Annotated in this window: 19 protein-coding genes; 13 read left to right on the top strand and 6 right to left on the bottom strand. The window is 72.4% G+C overall.

The features are described from left to right. Nucleotides 1–114: 114 nt before the first annotated feature. The 5 genes from ACN28F_RS05280 (at nt 115) to ACN28F_RS05300 (ending at nt 4,056) form a co-directional block, all read left to right on the top strand. Complete coding sequence (locus tag ACN28F_RS05280) at nt 115–1,158, top strand: LacI family DNA-binding transcriptional regulator (protein ID WP_289206964.1); 1,044 nt, start codon at nt 115–117, stop codon at nt 1,156–1,158. 108 nt (nt 1,159–1,266) lie between these two features. Next, nucleotides 1,267–1,614, top strand: a complete 348-nt coding sequence (locus tag ACN28F_RS05285; protein WP_289206965.1) for an L-rhamnose mutarotase — start codon at nt 1,267–1,269, stop codon at nt 1,612–1,614. 21 nt (nt 1,615–1,635) lie between these two features. Beyond that, on the top strand, nt 1,636–1,767 hold the full coding sequence (locus ACN28F_RS05290; RefSeq protein WP_289206966.1) for a hypothetical protein: 132 nt from the start codon (nt 1,636–1,638) through the stop codon (nt 1,765–1,767). A gap of 6 nt (nt 1,768–1,773) precedes the next feature. After that, nucleotides 1,774–2,805 carry an L-rhamnose isomerase gene (gene rhaI / locus ACN28F_RS05295; RefSeq protein ID WP_289211024.1) on the top strand — a complete coding sequence of 344 codons (1,032 nt, stop codon included), beginning with the start codon at nt 1,774–1,776 and terminating at the stop codon, nt 2,803–2,805. A 54-nt stretch (nt 2,806–2,859) separates the two neighbouring features. Continuing rightward, nucleotides 2,860–4,056, top strand: coding sequence for an FUSC family protein (locus ACN28F_RS05300; RefSeq protein ID WP_421357135.1), 1,197 nt, complete (start codon nt 2,860–2,862; stop codon nt 4,054–4,056). Here ACN28F_RS05300 and ACN28F_RS05305 read toward each other — a convergent pair. Beyond that, a complete protein-coding gene (locus ACN28F_RS05305) occupies nt 4,027–4,989 on the bottom strand; it encodes a hypothetical protein (protein WP_421357136.1) in 963 nt (320 codons plus the stop codon). The two genes, ACN28F_RS05300 and ACN28F_RS05305, sit on opposite strands and share 30 nt — an antisense overlap. Before the next feature lie 155 nt (nt 4,990–5,144). Here ACN28F_RS05305 and ACN28F_RS05310 point away from each other — a divergent pair, with 155 nt between their 5' ends. Further along, nucleotides 5,145–5,822: a class I SAM-dependent methyltransferase gene (locus ACN28F_RS05310; protein ID WP_421357137.1), complete on the top strand. Its 678-nt coding sequence runs from the start codon at nt 5,145–5,147 to the stop codon at nt 5,820–5,822. A 4-nt stretch (nt 5,823–5,826) separates the two neighbouring features. Next, on the top strand, nt 5,827–7,059 hold the full coding sequence (locus ACN28F_RS05315; RefSeq protein WP_421357138.1) for a cytochrome P450: 1,233 nt from the start codon (nt 5,827–5,829) through the stop codon (nt 7,057–7,059). Here the strand turns inward: ACN28F_RS05315 and bioD are convergent. Both bioD and ACN28F_RS05325 read right to left on the bottom strand, forming a co-directional pair. Continuing rightward, nucleotides 7,052–7,786, bottom strand: coding sequence for a dethiobiotin synthase (gene bioD / locus ACN28F_RS05320; protein WP_421357139.1), 735 nt, complete (start codon nt 7,784–7,786; stop codon nt 7,052–7,054). The genes ACN28F_RS05315 and bioD overlap by 8 nt on opposite strands. Then, nucleotides 7,774–8,913 carry an 8-amino-7-oxononanoate synthase gene (locus tag ACN28F_RS05325; RefSeq protein ID WP_289206972.1) on the bottom strand — a complete coding sequence of 380 codons (1,140 nt, stop codon included), beginning with the start codon at nt 8,911–8,913 and terminating at the stop codon, nt 7,774–7,776. The genes bioD and ACN28F_RS05325 overlap by 13 nt, the downstream gene beginning before the upstream one ends. Before the next feature lie 41 nt (nt 8,914–8,954). Between ACN28F_RS05325 and bioB the strand changes: the two genes are divergently transcribed. The 6 genes from bioB to ACN28F_RS05355 all read left to right on the top strand — a co-directional run bounded on the left by bioB (nt 8,955) and on the right by ACN28F_RS05355 (nt 14,244). Further along, nucleotides 8,955–9,950: a biotin synthase BioB gene (bioB, locus tag ACN28F_RS05330; RefSeq protein ID WP_289206973.1), complete on the top strand. Its 996-nt coding sequence runs from the start codon at nt 8,955–8,957 to the stop codon at nt 9,948–9,950. A 7-nt stretch (nt 9,951–9,957) separates the two neighbouring features. Beyond that, nucleotides 9,958–10,167 carry a hypothetical protein gene (locus ACN28F_RS05335; RefSeq protein ID WP_421357140.1) on the top strand — a complete coding sequence of 70 codons (210 nt, stop codon included), beginning with the start codon at nt 9,958–9,960 and terminating at the stop codon, nt 10,165–10,167. Further along, nucleotides 10,160–10,672, top strand: a complete 513-nt coding sequence (locus tag ACN28F_RS05340) for a GNAT family N-acetyltransferase (RefSeq protein ID WP_421357141.1) — start codon at nt 10,160–10,162, stop codon at nt 10,670–10,672. The genes ACN28F_RS05335 and ACN28F_RS05340 overlap by 8 nt, the downstream gene beginning before the upstream one ends. Before the next feature lie 137 nt (nt 10,673–10,809). Next, nucleotides 10,810–12,093, top strand: a complete 1,284-nt coding sequence (locus ACN28F_RS05345) for a hypothetical protein (protein WP_421357142.1) — start codon at nt 10,810–10,812, stop codon at nt 12,091–12,093. 133 nt (nt 12,094–12,226) lie between these two features. Continuing rightward, a complete protein-coding gene (locus ACN28F_RS05350) occupies nt 12,227–13,420 on the top strand; it encodes a S8 family peptidase (RefSeq protein WP_421357143.1) in 1,194 nt (397 codons plus the stop codon). A gap of 56 nt (nt 13,421–13,476) precedes the next feature. Beyond that, nucleotides 13,477–14,244 (top strand): GH25 family lysozyme, encoded by a 768-nt coding sequence (locus ACN28F_RS05355; RefSeq protein WP_289206978.1) that lies wholly within the window; start codon nt 13,477–13,479, stop codon nt 14,242–14,244. A gap of 54 nt (nt 14,245–14,298) precedes the next feature. Here the strand turns inward: ACN28F_RS05355 and ACN28F_RS05360 are convergent, their stop codons facing one another. From ACN28F_RS05360 to ACN28F_RS05370, 3 genes are all read right to left on the bottom strand, one after another. Next, nucleotides 14,299–15,480 (bottom strand): low temperature requirement protein A, encoded by a 1,182-nt coding sequence (locus ACN28F_RS05360; protein ID WP_289206979.1) that lies wholly within the window; start codon nt 15,478–15,480, stop codon nt 14,299–14,301. Between the two features lie 131 nt (nt 15,481–15,611). Next, the gene (locus tag ACN28F_RS05365; protein WP_421357144.1) at nt 15,612–18,041 is read right to left on the bottom strand and encodes a glycoside hydrolase family 9 protein; all 2,430 of its coding nucleotides are present in this window, start codon (nt 18,039–18,041) and stop codon (nt 15,612–15,614) included. A 414-nt stretch (nt 18,042–18,455) separates the two neighbouring features. Further along, entirely contained in the window at nt 18,456–19,523 is a 1,068-nt protein-coding gene (locus ACN28F_RS05370) for a GNAT family N-acetyltransferase (protein WP_289206981.1), read from the bottom strand. Between the last annotated feature and the right edge of the window lie 61 nt (nt 19,524–19,584).

Genomic DNA, 19,584 nt, shown 5'->3' on the forward strand with positions numbered 1-19,584 from the left:
GGCCGGCAGCCGACGTCGGCACCACTGCCCGACGGCCAGCGCCGGGACGGATAATCAACCGCAGGCGGCGACGTGGCATGCGGCGTCAGAGGGCCGCCGTCGAGGGGAGACCAGGTGCCGGGACCAGCGATCAGCATCCGGGACGTCGCCTTCCGCGCCGGCGTCTCCGTGGGCACCGTGTCCAACGTGCTCAACCGGCCGGACATCGTCGCCGCCGGCACCCGGTCGCGGGTGCTCGCCGCGATCAGTGAACTCGGCTTCGTCCCGAACGACGCGGCCCGGCAGTTGCGCCGGGGCCGGGGGCGCACCCTGGGCCTGGTGGTCCTCGACGTGGCCAACCCGTTCTTCACCGACGTGGCCCGTGGCGTCGAGGAGGCCACCAGCACCGCCGGGATGCCGGTGATCTTCTGCAACAGCGACGGCGACGCCGCCAAGGAGAACGCCTACCTCGACCTGCTCGAGGAGCAGCGGGTGCAGGGCGTTCTGATCACCCCGGTCGACGACGCCAGCGAACGCCTGCTGCAGCTGCGGGAACGGGGCGTACTGGTGGTCCTGCTGGACCGCCGATCCCGCCGGCCGGACCTGTGCTCGGTGTCGGTCAACGACCGGCTCGGCGGCGAACTGGCGGTACGGCACCTGATCGACGCCGGGCACCGGCGGATCGCCTTCGTCGGCGGCCCGACCCATCTGGAGCAGGTCCGGGATCGGTACGCCGGAGCGGCGGCGGCGCTCGTCGACGCGGGGCTCAGTGAGCGGGCACTGCGCCGGTTCGACACGCCGAGCCTGACGGTGGCCGCCGGTCGCGACGCCGCCGCCCGGGTGCTCGGGGTGCCCCGCAGCTCCCGGGTGACCGCCGTCTTCTGCGCCAACGACCTGCTCGCGCTCGGCGTTCTGCAAGGGTTGACCCGTCAGCAGGTCCGGGTCCCCGAGAACATCGCCCTGGTCGGCTACGACGACATCGACTTCGCCGCGGCCGCCGCGGTGCCGCTGTCGTCGGTACGTCAGCCCCGGCAGCGCCTCGGCCACACCGCCGCGACGCTGCTGCTCGACGAGGCGGCCAGTCCCGGCACCCACCGCCACGAACAGGTGGTCTTCGACCCGGAGCTGGTCGTGCGGGAGTCCAGCCAGGACGTCCGAGCACCACGTCCGGAGCCCTGACTCCCCTGGCGCAGGGTCGGTGGTCCGCCGGCGGCCCGACCTTGACAGTCACATCGGCGCACTCGTATGTTTGGAGCCCGCATTGAAACGGTTCATACAGGAGGCGACGTGCGGCGGTACTGCTTCCTGCTGCGGGTCCGCCCGGACCGGATCGACGAGTACCGGGCCCGGCACGCCGCGGTCTGGCCGCAGCTGCTGCACGCGCTGCGCGACGCCGGCTGGCACGACTATTCACTCTTCCTGCATCCCGACGGCCTGCTGGTCGGCCATGTCCGCGCCACCGACCTCGCCTCGGCCCAGGCCGCGATGGCCGCGACCGAGGTCAACGCTCGGTGGCAGGCCGAGATGGCGCCGTACTTCACCGATCTCGACGGCCGCCGACCCGACGAGGGCTTCGTCCTGCTCGACGAGATCTTCAACCTTGACGACCAGCTCGCCGCGACCGGCGACGCGTGACCTGGGACGGCGGGGCAGCAGATGCCTGAGGTGACCGCACGGATCAAGGCCGTACTGCGCACGCAGCGGATCGAGGTGCCGTCCTGGGCGTACGGCAACTCCGGCACCCGGTTCAAGGTCTTCACCCAGCCCGGGATTCCCCGGACCCCGTAGGAGTAGATCGCCGACGCCGCCCAGGTGCACGCGGTCACCGGGATCGCCCCGATCGTGTCGCTGCACATCCCGTGGGACCGGGTCGAGGACTACCCACAGCTCGCCCGGTACGCCGTCGACCTCGGTGTACGGATCGGCACCATCAACGCCAACGTCTTCTCCGACGACGACTACCGCCTCGGCAGCGTCACCAACCCCGACCCACGCGTCCGCCGCAAGGCCGTGGCACACCTGCTGGACTGCGTCGACGTGATGGACGCCACCGGGTCGACGGATCTGAAGCTGTGGTTCGCCGACGGGACCAACTACCCCGGCCAGGACAGCATCCGGGCCCGGCAGGACCGGCTCGCCGAGGCCCTGGACACCACGTACGCCCGGCTCGGGGCGCAGCAGCGGCTGCTGCTGGAGTGCAAGCTGTTCGAGCCGGCGTTCTACACCACCGACGTGCCGGACTGGGGTACGGCGTACGCGCACTGCCTGCGCCTGGGCGACCGCGCGCAGGTGGTCATCGACACCGGACACCACGCCCCCGGCACCAACATCGAGTTCATCGTGGCGTTCCTGCTGCGGGCCGGCCGGCTCGGGGCGTTCGACTTCAACTCCCGGTTCTACGCCGACGACGACCTGATGGCCGGTGCCGCCGACCCGTTCCAGCTGTTCCGGATCATGTTCGAGATCGTCGCCGCCGACGCGCTGGACCCGGCGGCCGGCATCAACTTCATGCTCGACCAGTGCCACAACATCGAGCCGAAGATCCCCGGCCAGATCCGGTCGGTGCTCAACGTGCAGGAGGCCACCGCCAAGGCGCTGCTGGTCGACGCCGAGGCCCTGGCCGACGCGCAGGCCGCCGGCGACGTGCTGGGCGCCAACGCCGTACTGATGGACGCCTTCCACACCGACGTCCGCCCGATGCTGCGCGAGCTGCGGACCGAGCAGGGCCTCGACCCGGACCCGATGGCGGCCTACGCCCGCAGCGGCTACCCGCAGCGCATCGTCGCCGAACGTCGCGGCGGGCAGCAGGCCGGCTGGGGAGCCTGACCCGGCCGGCGCTCCGTCGAGGATTGCGCTGGGCACTGGCGGGTAGGTCGGCACGTGCCCGACGACCGCACCCGGCCCGCTCAGCGCACCAGCCGCGAGAGCTGGACGCGGCTGGTGCGCCACGGTTGGACGCGGCTGGCCAGAGAGAGCCGCGCCCGGCTCCGGCACCTGCGCGGCAACATGATCATCCCGGTGCAGGCCGGCCTCGCGGCCGCGCTCGCCTGGCTGCTCGCCGACGATGTACTGCGCAACCCGGACCCGGTGTTCGCCCCGGCGGTCGCGGTCGGCACCATCGTGTCGGCCCTCGGCAACCGCCTACGCCGCACCCTGGAGACCGTCATCGGGGTGGCCGTCGGTATCGGTGCCGGTGACGTCCTGATCGCCCTGATCGGCAGCGGTCCGTGGCAGACCGGGATGATCGTGGCGATCGCCGTGGCGCTGGCGCTGCTGCTGCGCGGCGGCAGCACGCTGCTCGTGCAGGCCGGCGGCACGGCGGTGCTGATCGCCACGCTGGCCCCGGCCAATCCGGACATCGTCGTACCCCGGTTCGTCAACGCGGTGGTCGGTGGCCTGGTCGGGCTCGCCGTGGTGCTGGTGCTGCTGCCGCTCAACCCGCTGCGACTCGTGCAGCGTGCGGTCGGGCCGGCGCTTGACCGGCTGGCCACGCTGTTGGACGATGCGGCGGCGGCGCTGACCGCCGGCGACGCCGCCCGGGCGCAGCGGGCGCTGGACCGGGTGCGGGACTTCGACGAACGCCTGGCCACGCTGCAGGACGCACTCGCGGCGGCGAACGAGGTGGTGACGTTGGCACCGCAGCGGTGGTCGAACCGGCACGTACTGGCCAAGCTGACCAGCAGCGGCGAGCACCTGGAACGCGCGGCCCGCAACTGCCGGTCGATGCTGCGCCGGATCGTCTCGGTGCTCGAGGACGACGAACCGGTGCCGGGTCAACTGCCGACGGCGGTCCGCCAACTCGGCGAGGCGCTGCGCACGATGCATCACGAACTCGACCGGGGTCGGGAGTTCCACCGGACCCGGGAGCAGACGCTCGGGGCGGTCGACCAGTCCGGGGCGGCGTACGCCGAAGGGCTCGGCTACTCCGGCAACGTCGTGGTGGCGCAGGTCCGCACGGCCGGCAGCGATCTGCTACGGGCTACCGGGACCGGGCGGCGGGCCGCGAACCGGATGGTCCGCCGCGCCGCCGGGCACAGCCGACCACCGTCACCGCCACCGGCTCCGCCCCGGCCGTGACCGGCCCCAGCCGGTGGCCGGCGACGGTGCCGCCGCCGACTGCCACACATCAGCCGCCGACCGCCACCCGTCACCTGACGGGCCCACCGGCATGGCACCGGTGGCGGGCAGCGGGCCGTCCGGGTCCGCCGTCGACCGCAGCAGCCGGGCCCGGACCCGCATCAGCAGGCCGAAGCCGACGAAGACCATCGCGCCGCCGACGATGAACCAGGCCACCGGGATCCCGGAGGTGTCACCGGCGGGAATCGCGTCGACCGGCTGTGGACCCCCACCACCGGTGCCGGCCGGGGCGTCGGCGATGACCGCAGGGTCCTCGACGACCGGTGGCACCGACTCGGTCGGCTCCGGGTCGGACCCGCCAGGTTCGGTGACCACCGGCAGGGTGACAGCGGTGTCGGCGAGCAGGTTGACGTCCTCGTCGTATGCCTCGGCGGTCAGCGTCACCCGGCCTTCGGCGTCGTCGGTGAAGCTGAACTGGTACTGCGCCGTGACGGTCCGGTCCTGGCAGAGGGTGCCCGGGTCGAGCGCGACGTCGGTGAGGCGGGCGGTGTCGTCGTCGATCTGCACGTCGACAGCGAACGCCTGGCCCTGTTCCACCCGGGCGGCCCGGATCTGGTCGAACTCGACGCCGCCGACGCGCAGCAGCAGCGACCACCGGACCTTCTCGCAGTCCCCACCGAGGTCCCGGCTGACCACCACGGTCATGCCCACCGGGCCCTCGCCGGCGACGGCCTCGTCGGGCAACTCGGTGATCTGTGCCTGGTATCCGCCCTGCGCCGCCGCCGGTGTGGCGGCGAACAGCAGTCCGGCAACTCCGGCCAGCCCGACCGCGACTCCGGTCGCGATTCGCCCCACCGAGCCCACCACCTTCGTCCTCGTCCCACCGATCATGTCCACCGGCCACGGTACGTGCGTACCGGTTGGACCGATCATGTCCACCGGCCACGGTACGTGCGTACCGGTTGGTCGGACAGGGCCCAACTTGTCACCCAGCGCAAAGTAAAACGGGCAATTTAACCACCTGTGGTGAACCGGTGACCACGGGGCAAGGTTGGCGATGGTCAGTCGACCCGGCACAATCCGCAGACGTGTCTGCCGACCTGTCGGACTTCGTCCGCGCCCACACCCGCCTCGCGCCGGTGGCTCACGTACCCGAACTGCGGCTGCACCAGGCGGCCGAGCCGATCGGGCTGTGGGAGCTGACCGAGGGCGAGTTCCGCAGCGAACAACCGCCACCGTTCTGGGCGTTCGCCTGGGCCGGCGGCCAGGCGCTCGCCCGGTACCTGCTGGACCGGCCGGAGACCGTCGCCGGGCTACGGGTGCTGGACCTGGCCACCGGTTCCGGGCTGGTCGCCGTCGCGGCGGCCCGGGCCGGCGCGGCCGTGGTCCGCGCGGTGGACCTGGACCCGGTGGCGGGTGCCGCCACCCGGCTCAACGCCGCCGCCAACGACGTACGGCTGGACGTCACCGTCGGTGACCTGCTCGACGGTGACCACGGTGACGCCGACGTGGTGCTCGCCGGCGACGTCTTCTACAGCGAGGCGATGGCGGCCCGGGTGCTGCGGTTCCTGCTGGCCGCCGCCGCCGACGGGGCGCGGGTGCTGGTCGGCGACCCGGACCGGGCGTTCCTGCCGCGCGAGCGGTTCACCGAACTCGGCAGCTACCAGGTGCCGGTGCCCCCGGCGTTGGAGAGCGTCCGGGTGCGGCACACCCGGGTCTGGCAGCTACGCCCGCCGGTACGCCGACCGTCCCGGACGCTAGCGTGACCGGGTGCTGTTCCGTAACTGGGAAAGGGTCGACGACCGGTGGCCGCCGGTGGTCCGGGTCACCGACCACGTCGGTGCCGACCATCTGCTGGTGACCCGGCACGCCCTGGTGCGGCAGGTGTTGACCGACCCGGGCACGTACCGGCCGGACAACGCCCTGGACGCGGTCACTCCGATCCCCGTCGCGGCGCTGCGGATCCTCGCCTCGTACGGCTTCCGGCTGCCGCCGACGCTGGCTAACAACGGCACCTCGACCCACCCGGCGATCCGGGCCGCAGTGGCGGAGGTGCTGCACCCGACGCGGGTCACCGCCCAGGTCGGCTGGCTGACCGCGCTGGTCCGCGACCGGGTGGCGGCGCTGGACGCCGCGTTGGCCGCCGGCCGGCCGGTCGATCTGTACGCCGGCCTCGCCGCCGACCTGCCGCTGCTGGTCCTGGCCCGGCTGGTCCAGCTGCCGCCGGCGGCCACGGCGACGGTCAAGCGGTTCGCCCGCGCCGCGCTGGAGCTGTTCTGGGCCCCGGTGGACGCGGACCGGCAGATCGAACTGGCGCACACGGTCGGGCGGTTCCACACCGTGCTGCGCGACTTCGCGGTCACCGGCGACGGGTTGGCCGCGACGCTGCGTGCGGCCGGGCAGTCGCCGGACACCGTCGTCGGGGCGCTGTTCTTCCTGCTGGTCGCCGGGCAGGAGACCACCTCGCAGTTCCTGACCCTGCTGCTGCACCGGTTGGTCGGCGAGCCGACGGTGCTCGCCGGGCTGCGCGACGGATCGGTCCGGGTAGACGACGTGGTGGAGGAAGGGCTGCGGCTGGTGCCACCGATCGTCACCTGGCGGCGTCGGGCGGCGGTGGACACCACGCTGGCCGACGTACCGGTGCCGGCCGGCGCGAGCGTGGTGCTCTGGCTCGCCGCCGCCGGCCGCGACCCGGCGCTGGTGGCCGGGACCGACCAGTTCGTGCCCGGTCAGCGGGGGTCCCGTCGGCATCTGGCCTTCGGCGCCGGGGCCCATCGGTGCGTCGGGGCGCAGCTGGCCCGGATGGAGACGGCGGTGGTGGTCGAGCAGGCGCTGCCGCTGCTGGTCGGCGCCGACGTGGTCCGGGCACCGTGGTCGCCGGACAACCTGTCGTTCCGGATGCCCGACACGTTGCTGATCCGCCGTCCGACGGCGGCCGGCGGACCAACTGACGGGGCAGACCAACTGATGGGGCAGATCGGCAGGCGGAGGCCGGTCAGCTGACGTCGTCGGCCCAGGCCCGCCAGTCGTCCAGGACGCCGTAGAGCGCCGGCGTCAGCCAGCCCGACGCGGAGCGGCGGAACACCCCCGGCTCCATGCCGCCGGCACCGTCGGGGACCGCCCCGACCATGGTCGGCACCAGCTCGCTGAGGTTGGCCCAGTGCACCAGCTCCGGCTCGGCCGGCCAGGCACCGAGGACCACCCCGGCCGGGACCGCCCGGCGCTCCAGCGCCTCGAGAGTCAACGCGGTGTGGTTGAGCGTGCCGAGCCCGGCCCGGGACACCACCACGGCCGGCGCGCCCAGCGAGACCGCCAGGTCGGCCACCGTCCAGGGCTCGCCGGAGGGTCGCAGCCCCATCGGCACCAGCAACCCGCCCGCGCCCTCGACGAGCACCAGGTCGTGTTTGTCGGCCTCCGCGCGTACCGCGTCGACGGCGGCGTACAGCTCCAGCGGTTCGGCGCCGGCGACCCGGGCGGCGGCAAGTGGCGCGAGCGGCTCCGGATAGCTGACGAGGGTGCGTACGGTCGCCGGATCGGCGAGGCGGGCCACGACGTCGGCGTCCGGCGGCTCACCGGTCGCCGTACCGGTCTGGCCGGGTTTGACCATCGCCACCCGCAACCCGGCGGCCTGCGCCGCGACCGCGATCGCCGAGGTCACCACGGTCTTGCCGACACCGGTGTCGGTGCCGGTGACCACGACCGGCCCCTGCCAGCCGGTCACGGCGCGCACTCCACGATCACGTCCAGCGCGTGGTCGAAGTCGGCCCGGGGCACCCCGACGTTCACGGTGATCCGCAGCCGGGCCCGTTGGTCCGGGGTGGACGGCGGCCGGAAACAGCCGACCGCCACCCCCTTGTCGTGACAGGCCCGCGCCCAGGCCACCGCGGCCTGCGGGTCGGGCGCACCGACCGAGACCACCCCGGCCGCCGGTGGGCCGCCGACGGTCGCCCCGGCGGCGGTGAACCGGCGTACCGCCGCCGACACCCGGTCGGCCAGCTCGGTGCGCAACCGGTCGCCGGCACGGGCGTGCCGCAGCGCCACCAGCGCCCCGGCGGCCACCGCCGGCGGCAGCGCGGTGTCGAAGATGAACGTCCGTCCGGTGTCGATCACGTGCCGGATCAGCGGCTCGGGGCCGGCCAGCACTCCCCCGGCACCGCCGAGCGCCTTGGACAGGGTCGCGGTGACCAGGACGTCGGGCGCGCCGGTGAGCCCGGCGGCCGCGACGCCGCCGGCACCGCCGGGTCCGATCACGCCGAGGGCGTGCGCGTCGTCGACCAGCAGCAGCGCCGCATGCCGGCGGGTGACCGCGTGCAGGGCGGCCAACGGTGCCAGGTCACCGTCGACGGAGAAGACCGACTCGGTGACGACCACCGCCGGCCGGCCGGGGTACGCGGCGAGCAGGGCGTCCACCGCGGCCGGGTCGGCATGCCCGACGACCTCGGTCTGCGCACCGGTGAGGCGGCAGCCGTCGATCAGCGAGGCGTGGTTGTGCGCGTCGGACACCAGCAGGGTACGCGGCTGCGTCACCGCCCGGATCGCACCCAGGTTCGCCAGGTAGCCGGAGGAGAAGACCAGGCTGCGTTCGGTGCCGAGCCAGTCGGCGAGCTCCGCCTCCAGCGCGGTGTGCGCGTCGGTGGATCCGCGCACCAGTCGGGAGCCGGTCGCGCCCAGTCCGTACCGGTGCAGTGCGGTGGCCGCCGCCGCGACCACCTCGCGGTGGGTCGTCAGGCCGAGGTAGTCGTTGCCGGCCAGATCGACCTGCCCGTCGCCGGCCGCCCGGGGGCGCAGCTCCCGGGTCAGCCCGGCCGTGGCCCGCAGGGCGGCGCGCCGCCGCAGGCCGTCCCACCAGTCCGCCACGGCTCCCCCTCGTCACTCGCGCCGCCTTGTAGGGTACGACCATGTCGCAGATCCTCGACCTAGCCCGCGCCCAGGTTCTGGAACGTGGCGTCGGCCTCGACGAAGCCGGTGTCCTGGCCGTGCTGCGGCTGCCCGACGAGCAGTTGCCGGCGCTGCTGCAGCTCGCGCACGAGACGCGGATGCGCTGGTGCGGGCCGGAGGTCGAGGTCGAGGGGATCGTCTCGCTGAAGACTGGCGGTTGCCCGGAGGACTGCCACTTCTGCTCCCAGTCGGGGTTGTTCACCTCCCCGGTGCGGGCGGTGTGGCTGGACATCCCCTCGCTGGTCGAGGCGGCGAAGCAGACCGCGGCGACCGGGGCGAGCGAGTTCTGCATCGTGGCCGCTGTGCGGGGTCCGGACGCGCGCCTGATGAAGCAGCTCCGCGAGGGTGTCGCGGCGATCCGGGCCGAAGTGGACATCCAGGTCGCGGCGTCGGTGGGAATGCTGACCCAGGAGCAGGTCGACGAGCTGGTCGAGATGGGTGTGCACCGGTACAACCACAACCTGGAGACCTGCCGCTCCTACTTTCCGAACGTGGTGACGACGCACACCTTCGAGGAGCGTTGGGAGACGCTGCGGATGGTCCGCGACTCCGGCATGGAGGTGTGCTGCGGCGGCATCCTCGGCCTGGGTGAGACCATCGAGCAGCGGGCCGAGTTCGCCGCGCAGCTGGCCGAGCTGGACCCGCACGAGGTGCCGCTGAACTTCCTGAACCCGAGGCCGGGAACGCCGCTGGGTGACCGGCCGGTGGTCGACGCGCGGGACGCGCTGCGGGCGATCGCCGGGTTCCGGTTGGCGATGCCCCGCACGATCCTGCGGTACGCCGGTGGCCGGGAGATCACCCTTGGCGACCTGGGTACCCGCGACGGGCTGCTCGGCGGGATCAACGCGGTGATCGTCGGCAACTACCTGACCACGTTGGGTCGTCCCGCGACCGAGGATCTGGCGCTGTTGGCCGATCTGAAGATGCCGGTCAAGGCCCTGTCGGCGACGATCTGAGACCGCCGTGCAGGACGCGATCTGGTGTGACCGCTGCGGTACGCGGGCCGACACCGGCCGGCACGCCGACTGCGTCGCCGCCCGCACCTTCGAGCCGCCGCGCTACTGCACCCGGTGCCGCCGCCGGATGACGGTGCAGGTGCTGCCGGCCGGCTGGTCCGCGCGCTGCGTCGAGCACGGCGTGGTCGACCCGTCGACGGTGTCGGCCGATGACTGACCCGACCACGGAGGTGGCCGTGCGGGCGGCGACGGAGGCGGACTGGCCGGGCATCTGGCGGTGCCTGGCCCCGGTCGTGGCCGCCGGGGAGACCCTCACGGTGGATCCGACGGCGTCGGAGGAGTCGGTGCGGCGGTACTGGATGTCGCTGCCGCACCGGGGCCGCCTGGTGGTGGCGGTCGATCCGGCCGGCGCGGTGCTCGGCTCCGCGCGCAGTCAGCCGAACCAGGGTGGCGCCGGCGACCATGTGGCGAACGCGTCCTTCGTGGTCGACCCGGCCGCGTCGGGGCGGGGTGTCGGCCGGCGACTTGGTACGTACATGGTGGAGTTGGCCCGGTCGGACGGTTACCGGGCGATGCAGTTCAACGCGGTGGTGGAGACGAACGTGCGGGCGGTGGCGCTGTGGCGCTCGCTCGGCTTCGACATCCTGGCCACGGTGCCGGCGGCGTTCCGGCACCCCCGGCACTCCTACGTCGGCCTGCACGTGATGTACCGGCGATTGTGAACCCGGACAGACCGTCACCACGTCGACACCGCTCTATCGCATTTCCGACACGAAGAGTTATCGGGCGATAATTCTGCGTAAGCCTGCTCCTCGGCGGTCCCGCCCGACCGCCGGATCAGCAGGAGGAGACGTGTCACGTGACAGCTGACCCAGGCCCGGCCAGCACCAGCGCCCGCACCGGCACCGCCGTACTCGTCATGACGTTGCTCGCCGCAGCCGGTCTGGCCGGCGCCGCCCCGGCGGTGGCCACCCCGGCCGACGGGGTGAGCGCCCCCGCCGCCCGCGACACCGGCGAGGCCACCACCGACGCGATGATCCAGGCGTACCTGACCAGCTACCCGGGGATGACCGCCGACACCGCCGCAGCCGCCGTCGCCGCCCAGGCCCGGGGCGACCTGCTCAAGGCCGACCTCGTCGCCCGGTCGGCCACCGTCGGCGGGGCCTGGTTCGATCCGCACGCGGCGACCTACCGGGTCGCGGTCACCAGCCCCACCGCCGCCGCCGGGATCACCGCCGTCGGCCGCCGACACGGGATACCGGTCCGCACCCACCAGGTCACCCGCACCTATGCCGAACTGGAACGGCAGGCCGAGGCGTTGCGTACCGGCCGGGACCCGCTCGGCGCGGCCGCCGCCGGACGGGTCGGCATCGACGTGACGGACAACAGCGTCGTGGTCGCCGTCGCGCGACAGCGACAGGCCGCGCTCGCCGGGCGCGCCCCCGCCGGAGTACGGGTGGTCGCCGCCGACAGCCACGTCGTCGACCTCGACGCCTGCGTCTCCCGGGCCGACTGCACCGACAGCCTGCGCTCGGGGCTGGTGATCCGCCGACCGGGCGCGACCTGTTCCGCAGGCTTCACCGCCCGGGGCAGCACCGGCATCCGCTGGCTGCTGACGTCCGGCCACTGCGCCGGGCTCGACGCCGCCTGGTCCACCGGCACCACGACCCCCACCGTCGTCGGCACGATGACCGACGCGATCGACTCCGGCCGGGTCGACGCCGGCGCCATCCAGGTCACCGACGCCGGCTACCACGGCGACACCGTCGGACGGATCTACCTACACGGCGTACCCGGCCGATCGGTGCCGGTCGACGGCGCGGCCGCGACCATGGGCTTCATCCTGCAGGGCGAGACCGTCTGCCTGGCCGCCCGGGTCACCGAACCCGCCAGCCCGGGCAACCCGTGCGGCACCATCACCTCGGTCAGCGACCCCCAACGGCGCGGCATGGTCCGGGTCGACGGGTACGACGCCTGCCCGGGCGACAGCGGCGGCGGCTGGTACTGGCTCGGCTCCAGCGGCACCCGCTGGGCGTACGGCCTGCACAGCCGGAGCACCAGCGGCTGCAACTCGGCCCCGCACACCTCGTGGTTCAGTCCGCTGCCGTCGTTCTGGAGCGGGCTGACCTACGAACGGGGCTGACCGGGTTGGCCATAACACCCGGACGATATCCATGATGATGGGTATCCAGACAACTACATAGGGCGACAAGATGAGGGCTGAGTGTGCCCAGGAACCATCGAGGGCACCGGACGACTCGCCGAAGGGATCCCCCGTGACAGTCTCCGCGATCCGGAAAGTGCTCACCACCGGCCTGCTCGCCCTGCTGGTGGCGGTCGGACAACCGGCCCCGGCGCAGGCCGCCGGCCCGCTCGGCGAGATCCGCCGGGCCGGTGGTGCCACCGCCGTGGCGGACAGCTACGTCGTCGTCCTGCACGCCGACCCCGCCGCCGACCCCGCGACGACCGCCCACCGGCTCACCGCCCGCTACGGCGGCACTGTGCACCACGTCCTGCACGCCGCGCTCACCGGATTCACCGTCTCGATGTCCGCTCGGGCGGCCCGCCGCCTCGCCGCCGATCCGGCGGTCGCCCACGTCGAACAGGACCACGTCGTCACCCCGCTGAACGCCGGCGTACAGCTGAATCCGCCGTCCTGGGGCCTGGACCGCATCGACCAGCGCTACCTGCCGCTCGACGGCCGGTACGCCTACCCGTCGACCGCGCCGAACGTGCGGGCCTACGTGATCGACACCGGGGTACGGCGGTCCCACACCGACTTCGGCGGCCGGGTGGCCACCGGATTCGACGTGATCGACGGTGGACCCGCCGACGACTGCAACGGCCACGGCACGCACGTCGCCGGGATCATCGGCGGCCGGGCACACGGGGTGGCCAAGGCCGTCCAGCTGGTGCCGGTACGGGTACTCAACTGCGCCGGGTCGGGCACCACCGCCGGGGTCATCGCCGGAATCGACTGGGTCACCGCCAACGCGGTCCGGCCAGCGGTCGCCAGCCTCGCCCTCGGTGGCGGGGCGAGCACCGCGCTGGACACCGCCGTGACCGCCTCGATCCGTTCCGGGATCAGCTACGCGGTTCCCGGCGGCAGTTCCGCCACCAGCGCCTGCAACACCTCCCCCGCCCGGGTGCCCGCCGCGCTCACCGTCGCCGGCACCACGATCACCGACGCCCGGATGAGCTCGGCGAGCTACGGGTCGTGCATCGACCTGTTCGCCCCCGGCGCGGGCATCACGTCGACCTGGCACACGACCGACACCGCCACGGTGACGATCAGCGGCAGCTCGATGGCCTCGGCGCACGTCGCCGGCTGCGCCGCGCTGGTGCTGGCGGCCAACCCGACGTGGAGTCCGGCCCAGGTCGCCAACCGGCTGGTGTCGACGGCGACCCCCGGTGTGGTCACCAACCCCGGCACCGGCACCCCCAACCGGCTCGTCCACTGCATCGGCTGACCAGCTCGGACCCGGTCCGGCACGCCGGCACGACCCTGCCCAGAGGAAGGAAACGGATGCCCACCACCGTCACTTTCGACAATCTTCCGCACACTTCGAGTCGACTGCTCGCCGCAGCGCTCACCCTGCTGAGTGTCACCGCGATGCTGCTGATCACCACCGCCGTACCGGCGCGGGCGGCGACCACCCCCGGTATCGATGTCTCACACTGGCAGGGCGCGATCAACTGGACCAGCGTGCGCAACAGCGGAATCGAGTTCGCCTACATCAAGGCCACCGAGGGCACCAGCTACAAGGATCCCCGGTTCAACACCAACTACGTGGCGGCGTACAACGCCGGGGTGATCCGGGGCGCTTACCATTTCGCGCTCCCGGACCGCTCCTCCGGTGCCGTCCAGGCCAACTACCTGGCCAGCAACGGTGGCGCGTGGTCGGCGGACAGCCGTACGCTGCCGGCGGCCCTGGACATCGAGCACAACCCGTACGGCGCGATGTGCTACGGGCTCAGCCAGTCGGCGATGCGCAGCTGGATCAACGATTTCCTGGCCACCTACCGGTCGCGGACCGGCCGGTACGCGGTCATCTACACGACCACCAGCTGGTGGACCAGCTGCACCGGCAACTGGACCGGGCCGTGGAGCAACCACCCGTTGTGGATCGCCCGATGGTCGTCGAGCCCGGGAACGCTGCCGGCCGGCGCCCCGTACTGGTCGTTCTGGCAGTACACCGCGAGCGGCAGCGTCGCCGGTGTCGCCGGGGCGGTCGACCGCAACCACTGGAACGGTACGCGGGCCCGGCTGGTCGCCCTGGCCAACAACACCTGAGTCGGCGACCGGTGGACCCACTGACGGACCGCAACGGCCAGCGCCGGTCGGCGGTCACAACGGCGGGTCCACCGGCACCGGGTTGCGCCGACCGCGCAGCGCCAGGTCGAACACGACGATCGTCAGCAGCACCAGGTTGACGCAGCCGGCGACCCACACCGGCGGCAGGTGCGGCAACGCCGGGGCGAGCAGCACCAACGCCCCGGTGCCGGCCAGCAGCGGCCAGCCGAACCGGCCGAAGACCTCGTACTCGAACCGGCTGCGACCGAGCAGGAAGACCACCGCACCCCCGACGATCACGATCGACCAGCTGGCCGGAATGGTGCCGGTCGGCTGGTCGATGACCAGCTTCGCGCTGGTGGCGGTCGCCACCACACCGGCGATCATCAGCAGGTGGGTGAACGGTGCCGCCCGGGTGAACTGGCCCGGTGTGCGGGCGGCCTCGATGGCGTTGGTCAGTTGGGCACCGGCACAGTGCACGTAGATCCGGAACAGGATCGCGGCGCTGGCGAACGCCACGACGAACCCGATCGTCCGACCGGGCGTGACGGCGTCACGGCTGAACGCCAGCCCGGCCACCAGGATGATGTCGCCGAGGGCGATGATGAAGAACTGGTGGTACCGCTCGGCCAGATGCTCGGCCGTCGGGTTGAACTGGCTCGCCGGGACCGACCGGCGGCCGGGCACCGGGTAGCCGGCAGCGAACACGGCGTACTCGAGCGCCAACGCGACCGCCCAGAGCAGCAGCTGCGCGGTGCCGCCGAGGACGGCGCCGACCAGCCACGGCACCGCGGAGACACCGAACCAGGCCCAGATCCGCAGCGCCCGCTGGCGCGCCATCTGCTCGTGCAGCAGCAGAAAGAAGAACAGACCTCGACCGAGGTGGATGGCCACGTACGCGCCGGCGAACAGCAGGGCGCGGTCGCCGAAGGCCGCCGGCAGCGCCGCCGCCATCAGCAGCGCCCCGAACATGACGCCGACCGTCACGGCCTTGATCGCGGTGCTGTCCGGGTTGTAGAGGTCGGTGACCAGGGTGGTGATCACCCAGACCCACCAGATCGCGAGCAGCAGGATCGCCGATTCGACGGCACCGACCAGGCTGAGCCGGTTCACCAGGGTCTCCGACAGCAGCGCGAGGGCGACGACGAAGACCAGGTCGAAGAAGAGCTCCAGGAACGTGGCCCGGCGCGGTGCCTGCTCGCCGCGCAGCAGTCCGAGCCGGTTGTCAGCGGTCACGACGGCGCCACCGGAGTCGACCGTCGACTCCGTTGATGGTAGGCGAAGAAGACCGGCATATCGGTCTTATCGTACGGGTCTCCGGCCGGTCGGCGCTGAGGATCGCCAGCGCCGACCGGCCGGTCCGGGCGTCAGACCGTGGTGCAGACCGCACCGTTGAGGCTGAACGAGGTCGGTCGTGGGTTGCTGCCCGGATGGGTGCCGTTGAACCCGATGCTGGTGCTCGCGCCCGGAGCGAGGGCACCGTTCCAGGACGCGTTGGTGGCGGTCACCTGGTTGCCGCTCTGCGACCAGGTGGCGGACCAACCCTGGGTGAGGAGCTGACCACCGGGGAAGGCGAACCGCAGCGTCCACCCGTTGATCGGGGAACCGCCCATGTTGGTGATCGTCACCGTGCCGGTGAACCCGGTGGACCAGTCGTTGGTGCCGTAGGCCACCCGGCAGCCCAGCACCGGCAACGTGCCGGTCGGCGACGGGGTCGGCGACACCGACGGACTCACCGACGGCGACGGGCTGACCGACGGGCTCACCGACGGCGACGGCGTGGGCGAGACCGACGGGCTCGGTGAGACCGACGGGCTCACCGACGGCGACGGGGTCGGTGACGGTCCGTCCGGCTCCTGCCCCCAGATCAGCTGGCCACCGTCGTAGAGCGGCACCGACCGGTTCGGCCCGGCGCTCGCCTGGTACGACGGGTCGTTGGCCGGATTCCAGGTGCCACCCTCGGCGACCCCGATCTTGAGTTGCACTTCCATCCGGTGCGCCGACTGACCAGCCGGAGCGATGGTGTGACCGGTGCAGTCGACCTCGACGTACCACAGGTCACCGGAGTGCTGCCGGGCCTCGGTCGGTTCCGGGCACCCCTGGCTGTACGGGCTGCTCACCTGGAGCGTGCCGGAGCCGTCCCGCACGAAGTAGTACCGGAAGGTGGCCCGGGTCAACACCCGCGCAGGGAAGGCCGACTTGTTGTAGATGATCACCTTGACGCCGGTCGACCGGGTCTCGTTCTGCATGATCGTCGTCTCGACCGACATCTCGTCGATGTCCGGTGCCTGCGGTTGCGGGAAGTTGGCCAGTGGGGTGCCGCCGTACTCGATGTGGAGTCTGGCCAGGGCGGAGGTGAAGCCGGCGTTGTAGTCGGTGGCGACCTCGTTCATGACGTAGTCGTCCCGCCGGTCGGTGTACGCGTCGTCGGGCGCCGACGGACCACCGACCAACGCGCCGTACAGCACGTGCCGGGTCTGCTCGGGCACCTGCATGCTGTCCCACCAGGACCCGTGCGCGGTGCGATGGTGCGGGTTGCGCGGCGAATTCGCCCCGAAACCGATGACGTAACTGGAATTGCGCGGGTTGTCGCCGAGCGCGTAGTCGATCTGCCGCACCGCGAAGTCGTGGTAGCGGGTCCGGCGGGTGGCGTCGGTGGTGTTGTCGCTGTAGACCAGCGCGGCGAACGCGGTGTTCGCCGCGTAGCGCAGTGCGCCCCAGGTGTCCAGCACGACCATGCCACCGGGCGAGGTACGGATCCTCTCGCCGTTGACCCCGACGGTCCAGTAGTCCAGCCAGCGGTTGGCGTCGTCGACGTACTTCTGCTTGCCGGTCAGGTTCGCCAGCAGCACGTACGCGCCGAACTGCTTGTTGTCCCAGGCCAGGGTCCACTTGTAGGCACGGGTGGTGGTCTGCGGTTCGGTGCCGAGGTTGTCGTACTCGGCCTCGGCCTTGGCCAGGTAGGACGCCTCCCCGGTGGCCCGGTGCAGCCAGATCGCGCCCCAGACCAGTTCATCCTGGTAACCGCTCCAGGAGCGGTAGAAGCTGGTCGCGTCGGTGATGCACTCGTGGTACGCCTTACGTACGGTGTCGGCGAAGGTGTAGAGCTGCCGGGCGTGGCGGACCAGCGTGTCGGCGTACGCCGGGTCGGTCGGCCGGAACACCATCGACGACGCGGCCATCGCGGCCGCCGTCTCGGCGGCCAGGTCCGAGCCGCCACAGCTGGCATCGATGCGGTACGCCGGCCGCGCCATCGGCATCACCTCGGCCGGACCCCACCATTTGTGGTCGTCGTCGCCCTTGCCGACCTGGCCGTAGAGCACGTTGGGCGACGGGTGGGCCTTGATGAAGTAGTCGTTGACGAACCGCAGGTTGTTCAGCAGGTGCGGCAGCTGCCCGGAGGCGGTGTAGCCGGCGCGGTACTCGACCGCGCCCCAGGCGAGCATCGTCGTGGTGAATGCCATCGGAAAGCCGAACTTGACGTGGTCTCCGGCGTCGTACCAGCCACCGGTCAGATCGAGGCCGACGTCGGCGCCGTCGGTCAGTGCCGAGTCGCCCCGCCAGGAGACGCGGTTCCACTGCGGCAGCGGGCCGGACTGCTGTGCCTCGTAGAACAGCAGTGACTTCTGCAGGGCCTCGCCGTAGTTGAACGGCCCGGCTGCGGCCGCGCCGGAACGCGGCGCCGCCAGAAGCACCGTGACCGCGGCGAGCAGGACCGCCAGGCCGGCGGCGGCCAGCCGGCGTTGTCGTCGGGTCCGACCAGTGACGACGCTGGCCGGTCTATTGCTTTCGCGCATTACACTCGCTCCTGTCCGTGGAGCCGCGCGCGACATCGCGTCGTGGAGGGACACCGAGGGGCGGATGTGGGCGCATCCGCCCCTCGCCTCACGCTGATCGCATCATCGCCGCGGAGGCTACGGCCGGCCGTACGGTGACCGGGCACGGCCGATCGCCACTGGCAGTCCGAAGTCGGGAGACACCAGACGCCTGGGAGCGCTCCCATCGATGAGTGGCGATCGCCTGGCGTACCGATGATTTAACCGCCTCGCCCCGCGTTTGGGAAGGCCCCACCGCCGACAGAACCACGCCGGGCACGAATGGAGGCGGGGTCTCCTCCTGCCGTCCTACAGGAGGAGACCCCGCATGCCGCCGTCGACCCAGTCGTCCGACGTACCGGCCCCGCACCAGGACCGGGACGTCGGGGCAACCGCCTAGGTCGTGGCGGCGGGAGTCGGTGCCGCGACGTCGACCGGCCGATCGACCAACGGCACCGTTACGCTCATCAGTTCCCCGTCCTGCTCGACCGGCCCGGGACGGTGCAGCCGGGCCAGCGTCCGGAGCATGCCGAGATCGCTGGCGGCGACATGCGCCACCAGCGCCAGTTGGCCGGCGCGGCCGGCGGCCGCGGCGAGCCGACGCAGCAGCGCGGTACCGACTCCACGCCGCCGCCAGGTCGGCTCCACCAGCAGTGACACCTCGCCGAGTGCGCCCTCGACGACCAACTGCCCGACGCCGACGATCTGATCGCCAGCCGCGCTGCCCTCGACGGCGACCAGCAGCAGACCACGGGGCTGCTCCAACATCCGCTGCAACCGGGCGGTGACCGTCGCGACCGGGCGACCGGGCAGACCCGGCGTACCGCTGGACACCGGGCAGTGGGAGATCATCGCCCGCAGGGCGGGCAGATCGTCGGTGACGGCGGACCGCACGGTCAGCTCGGTGCCGTCGGCCAGCATCAGGTTGACCTGGTCACCGGTCCGACGGTTGACCGCTGCCGCCAGCTCCACCAGCGCCTGGGCCCGAGCGAACTCGGCCGGGGTGAAGCTGGGCTCCCGGCGTACGACGTCGTAGCAGCCGCCGGCCGGATCGGGCAGCCGCATGGTGTCGGACAGTCGGGCGGCCGGCTCCGGCACCGGGGCCGGACGCCAGGTCACCGTACTGGCACCCAGCAACGCCCGCAGGACGTCACCGAGCGCCTCCGGATCCCGGACCAGCCGGTTGGCCAGCGCCAGCGACCGGGTCGGCTGATCGGCCAGGCCGCGGGCCTCGGCCCGGGCGACCCACGGGTCGCGGCCCCGGCCGCGCTCCACCGCGGCGATCAGGTCAGCCTCGGTCAGCGTCTCCGGGGCGTCGACCAGGAAGTCGTCGACCGCGCCCGCCTCGGTGGTGTGCACCTGGACGGCGAGGATGTTCACCGCACGCAACGCCAGGCTGGCGGTGAGCACGGCCAGGTACCCCGGCCGGTCGTCCACCGTCGCTCTGATCCGCCACAGCGCCATCGGCTGCTCCTCTCCCACCTGGTGCCCGGTGCCCGCTGACCTCAGCGCCGCACTGCGCCCA

Origin of the sequence: Solwaraspora sp. WMMA2101 (assembly GCF_049179175.1) — a bacterium.
Taxonomy (GTDB): Bacteria; Actinomycetota; Actinomycetes; order Mycobacteriales; family Micromonosporaceae; genus Micromonospora_E.

What these genes read in the sequence shown, in the direction of transcription:
- ACN28F_RS05290 (WP_289206966.1), top strand. Translation starts at nt 1,636, where the DNA reads ATGCCTGAGGTGACCGCACGGATCAAGGCCGTACTGCGCACGCAGCGG.
- ACN28F_RS05305 (WP_421357136.1), bottom strand. Translation starts at nt 4,989, where the DNA reads ATGATCGGTCCAACCGGTACGCACGTACCGTGGCCGGTGGACATGATC.
- bioB (WP_289206973.1), top strand. Translation starts at nt 8,955, where the DNA reads ATGTCGCAGATCCTCGACCTAGCCCGCGCCCAGGTTCTGGAACGTGGC.
- ACN28F_RS05340 (WP_421357141.1), top strand. Translation starts at nt 10,160, where the DNA reads ATGACTGACCCGACCACGGAGGTGGCCGTGCGGGCGGCGACGGAGGCG.
- ACN28F_RS05355 (WP_289206978.1), top strand. Translation starts at nt 13,477, where the DNA reads ATGCCCACCACCGTCACTTTCGACAATCTTCCGCACACTTCGAGTCGA.
- ACN28F_RS05365 (WP_421357144.1), bottom strand. Translation starts at nt 18,041, where the DNA reads ATGCGCGAAAGCAATAGACCGGCCAGCGTCGTCACTGGTCGGACCCGA.
- ACN28F_RS05370 (WP_289206981.1), bottom strand. Translation starts at nt 19,523, where the DNA reads ATGGCGCTGTGGCGGATCAGAGCGACGGTGGACGACCGGCCGGGGTAC.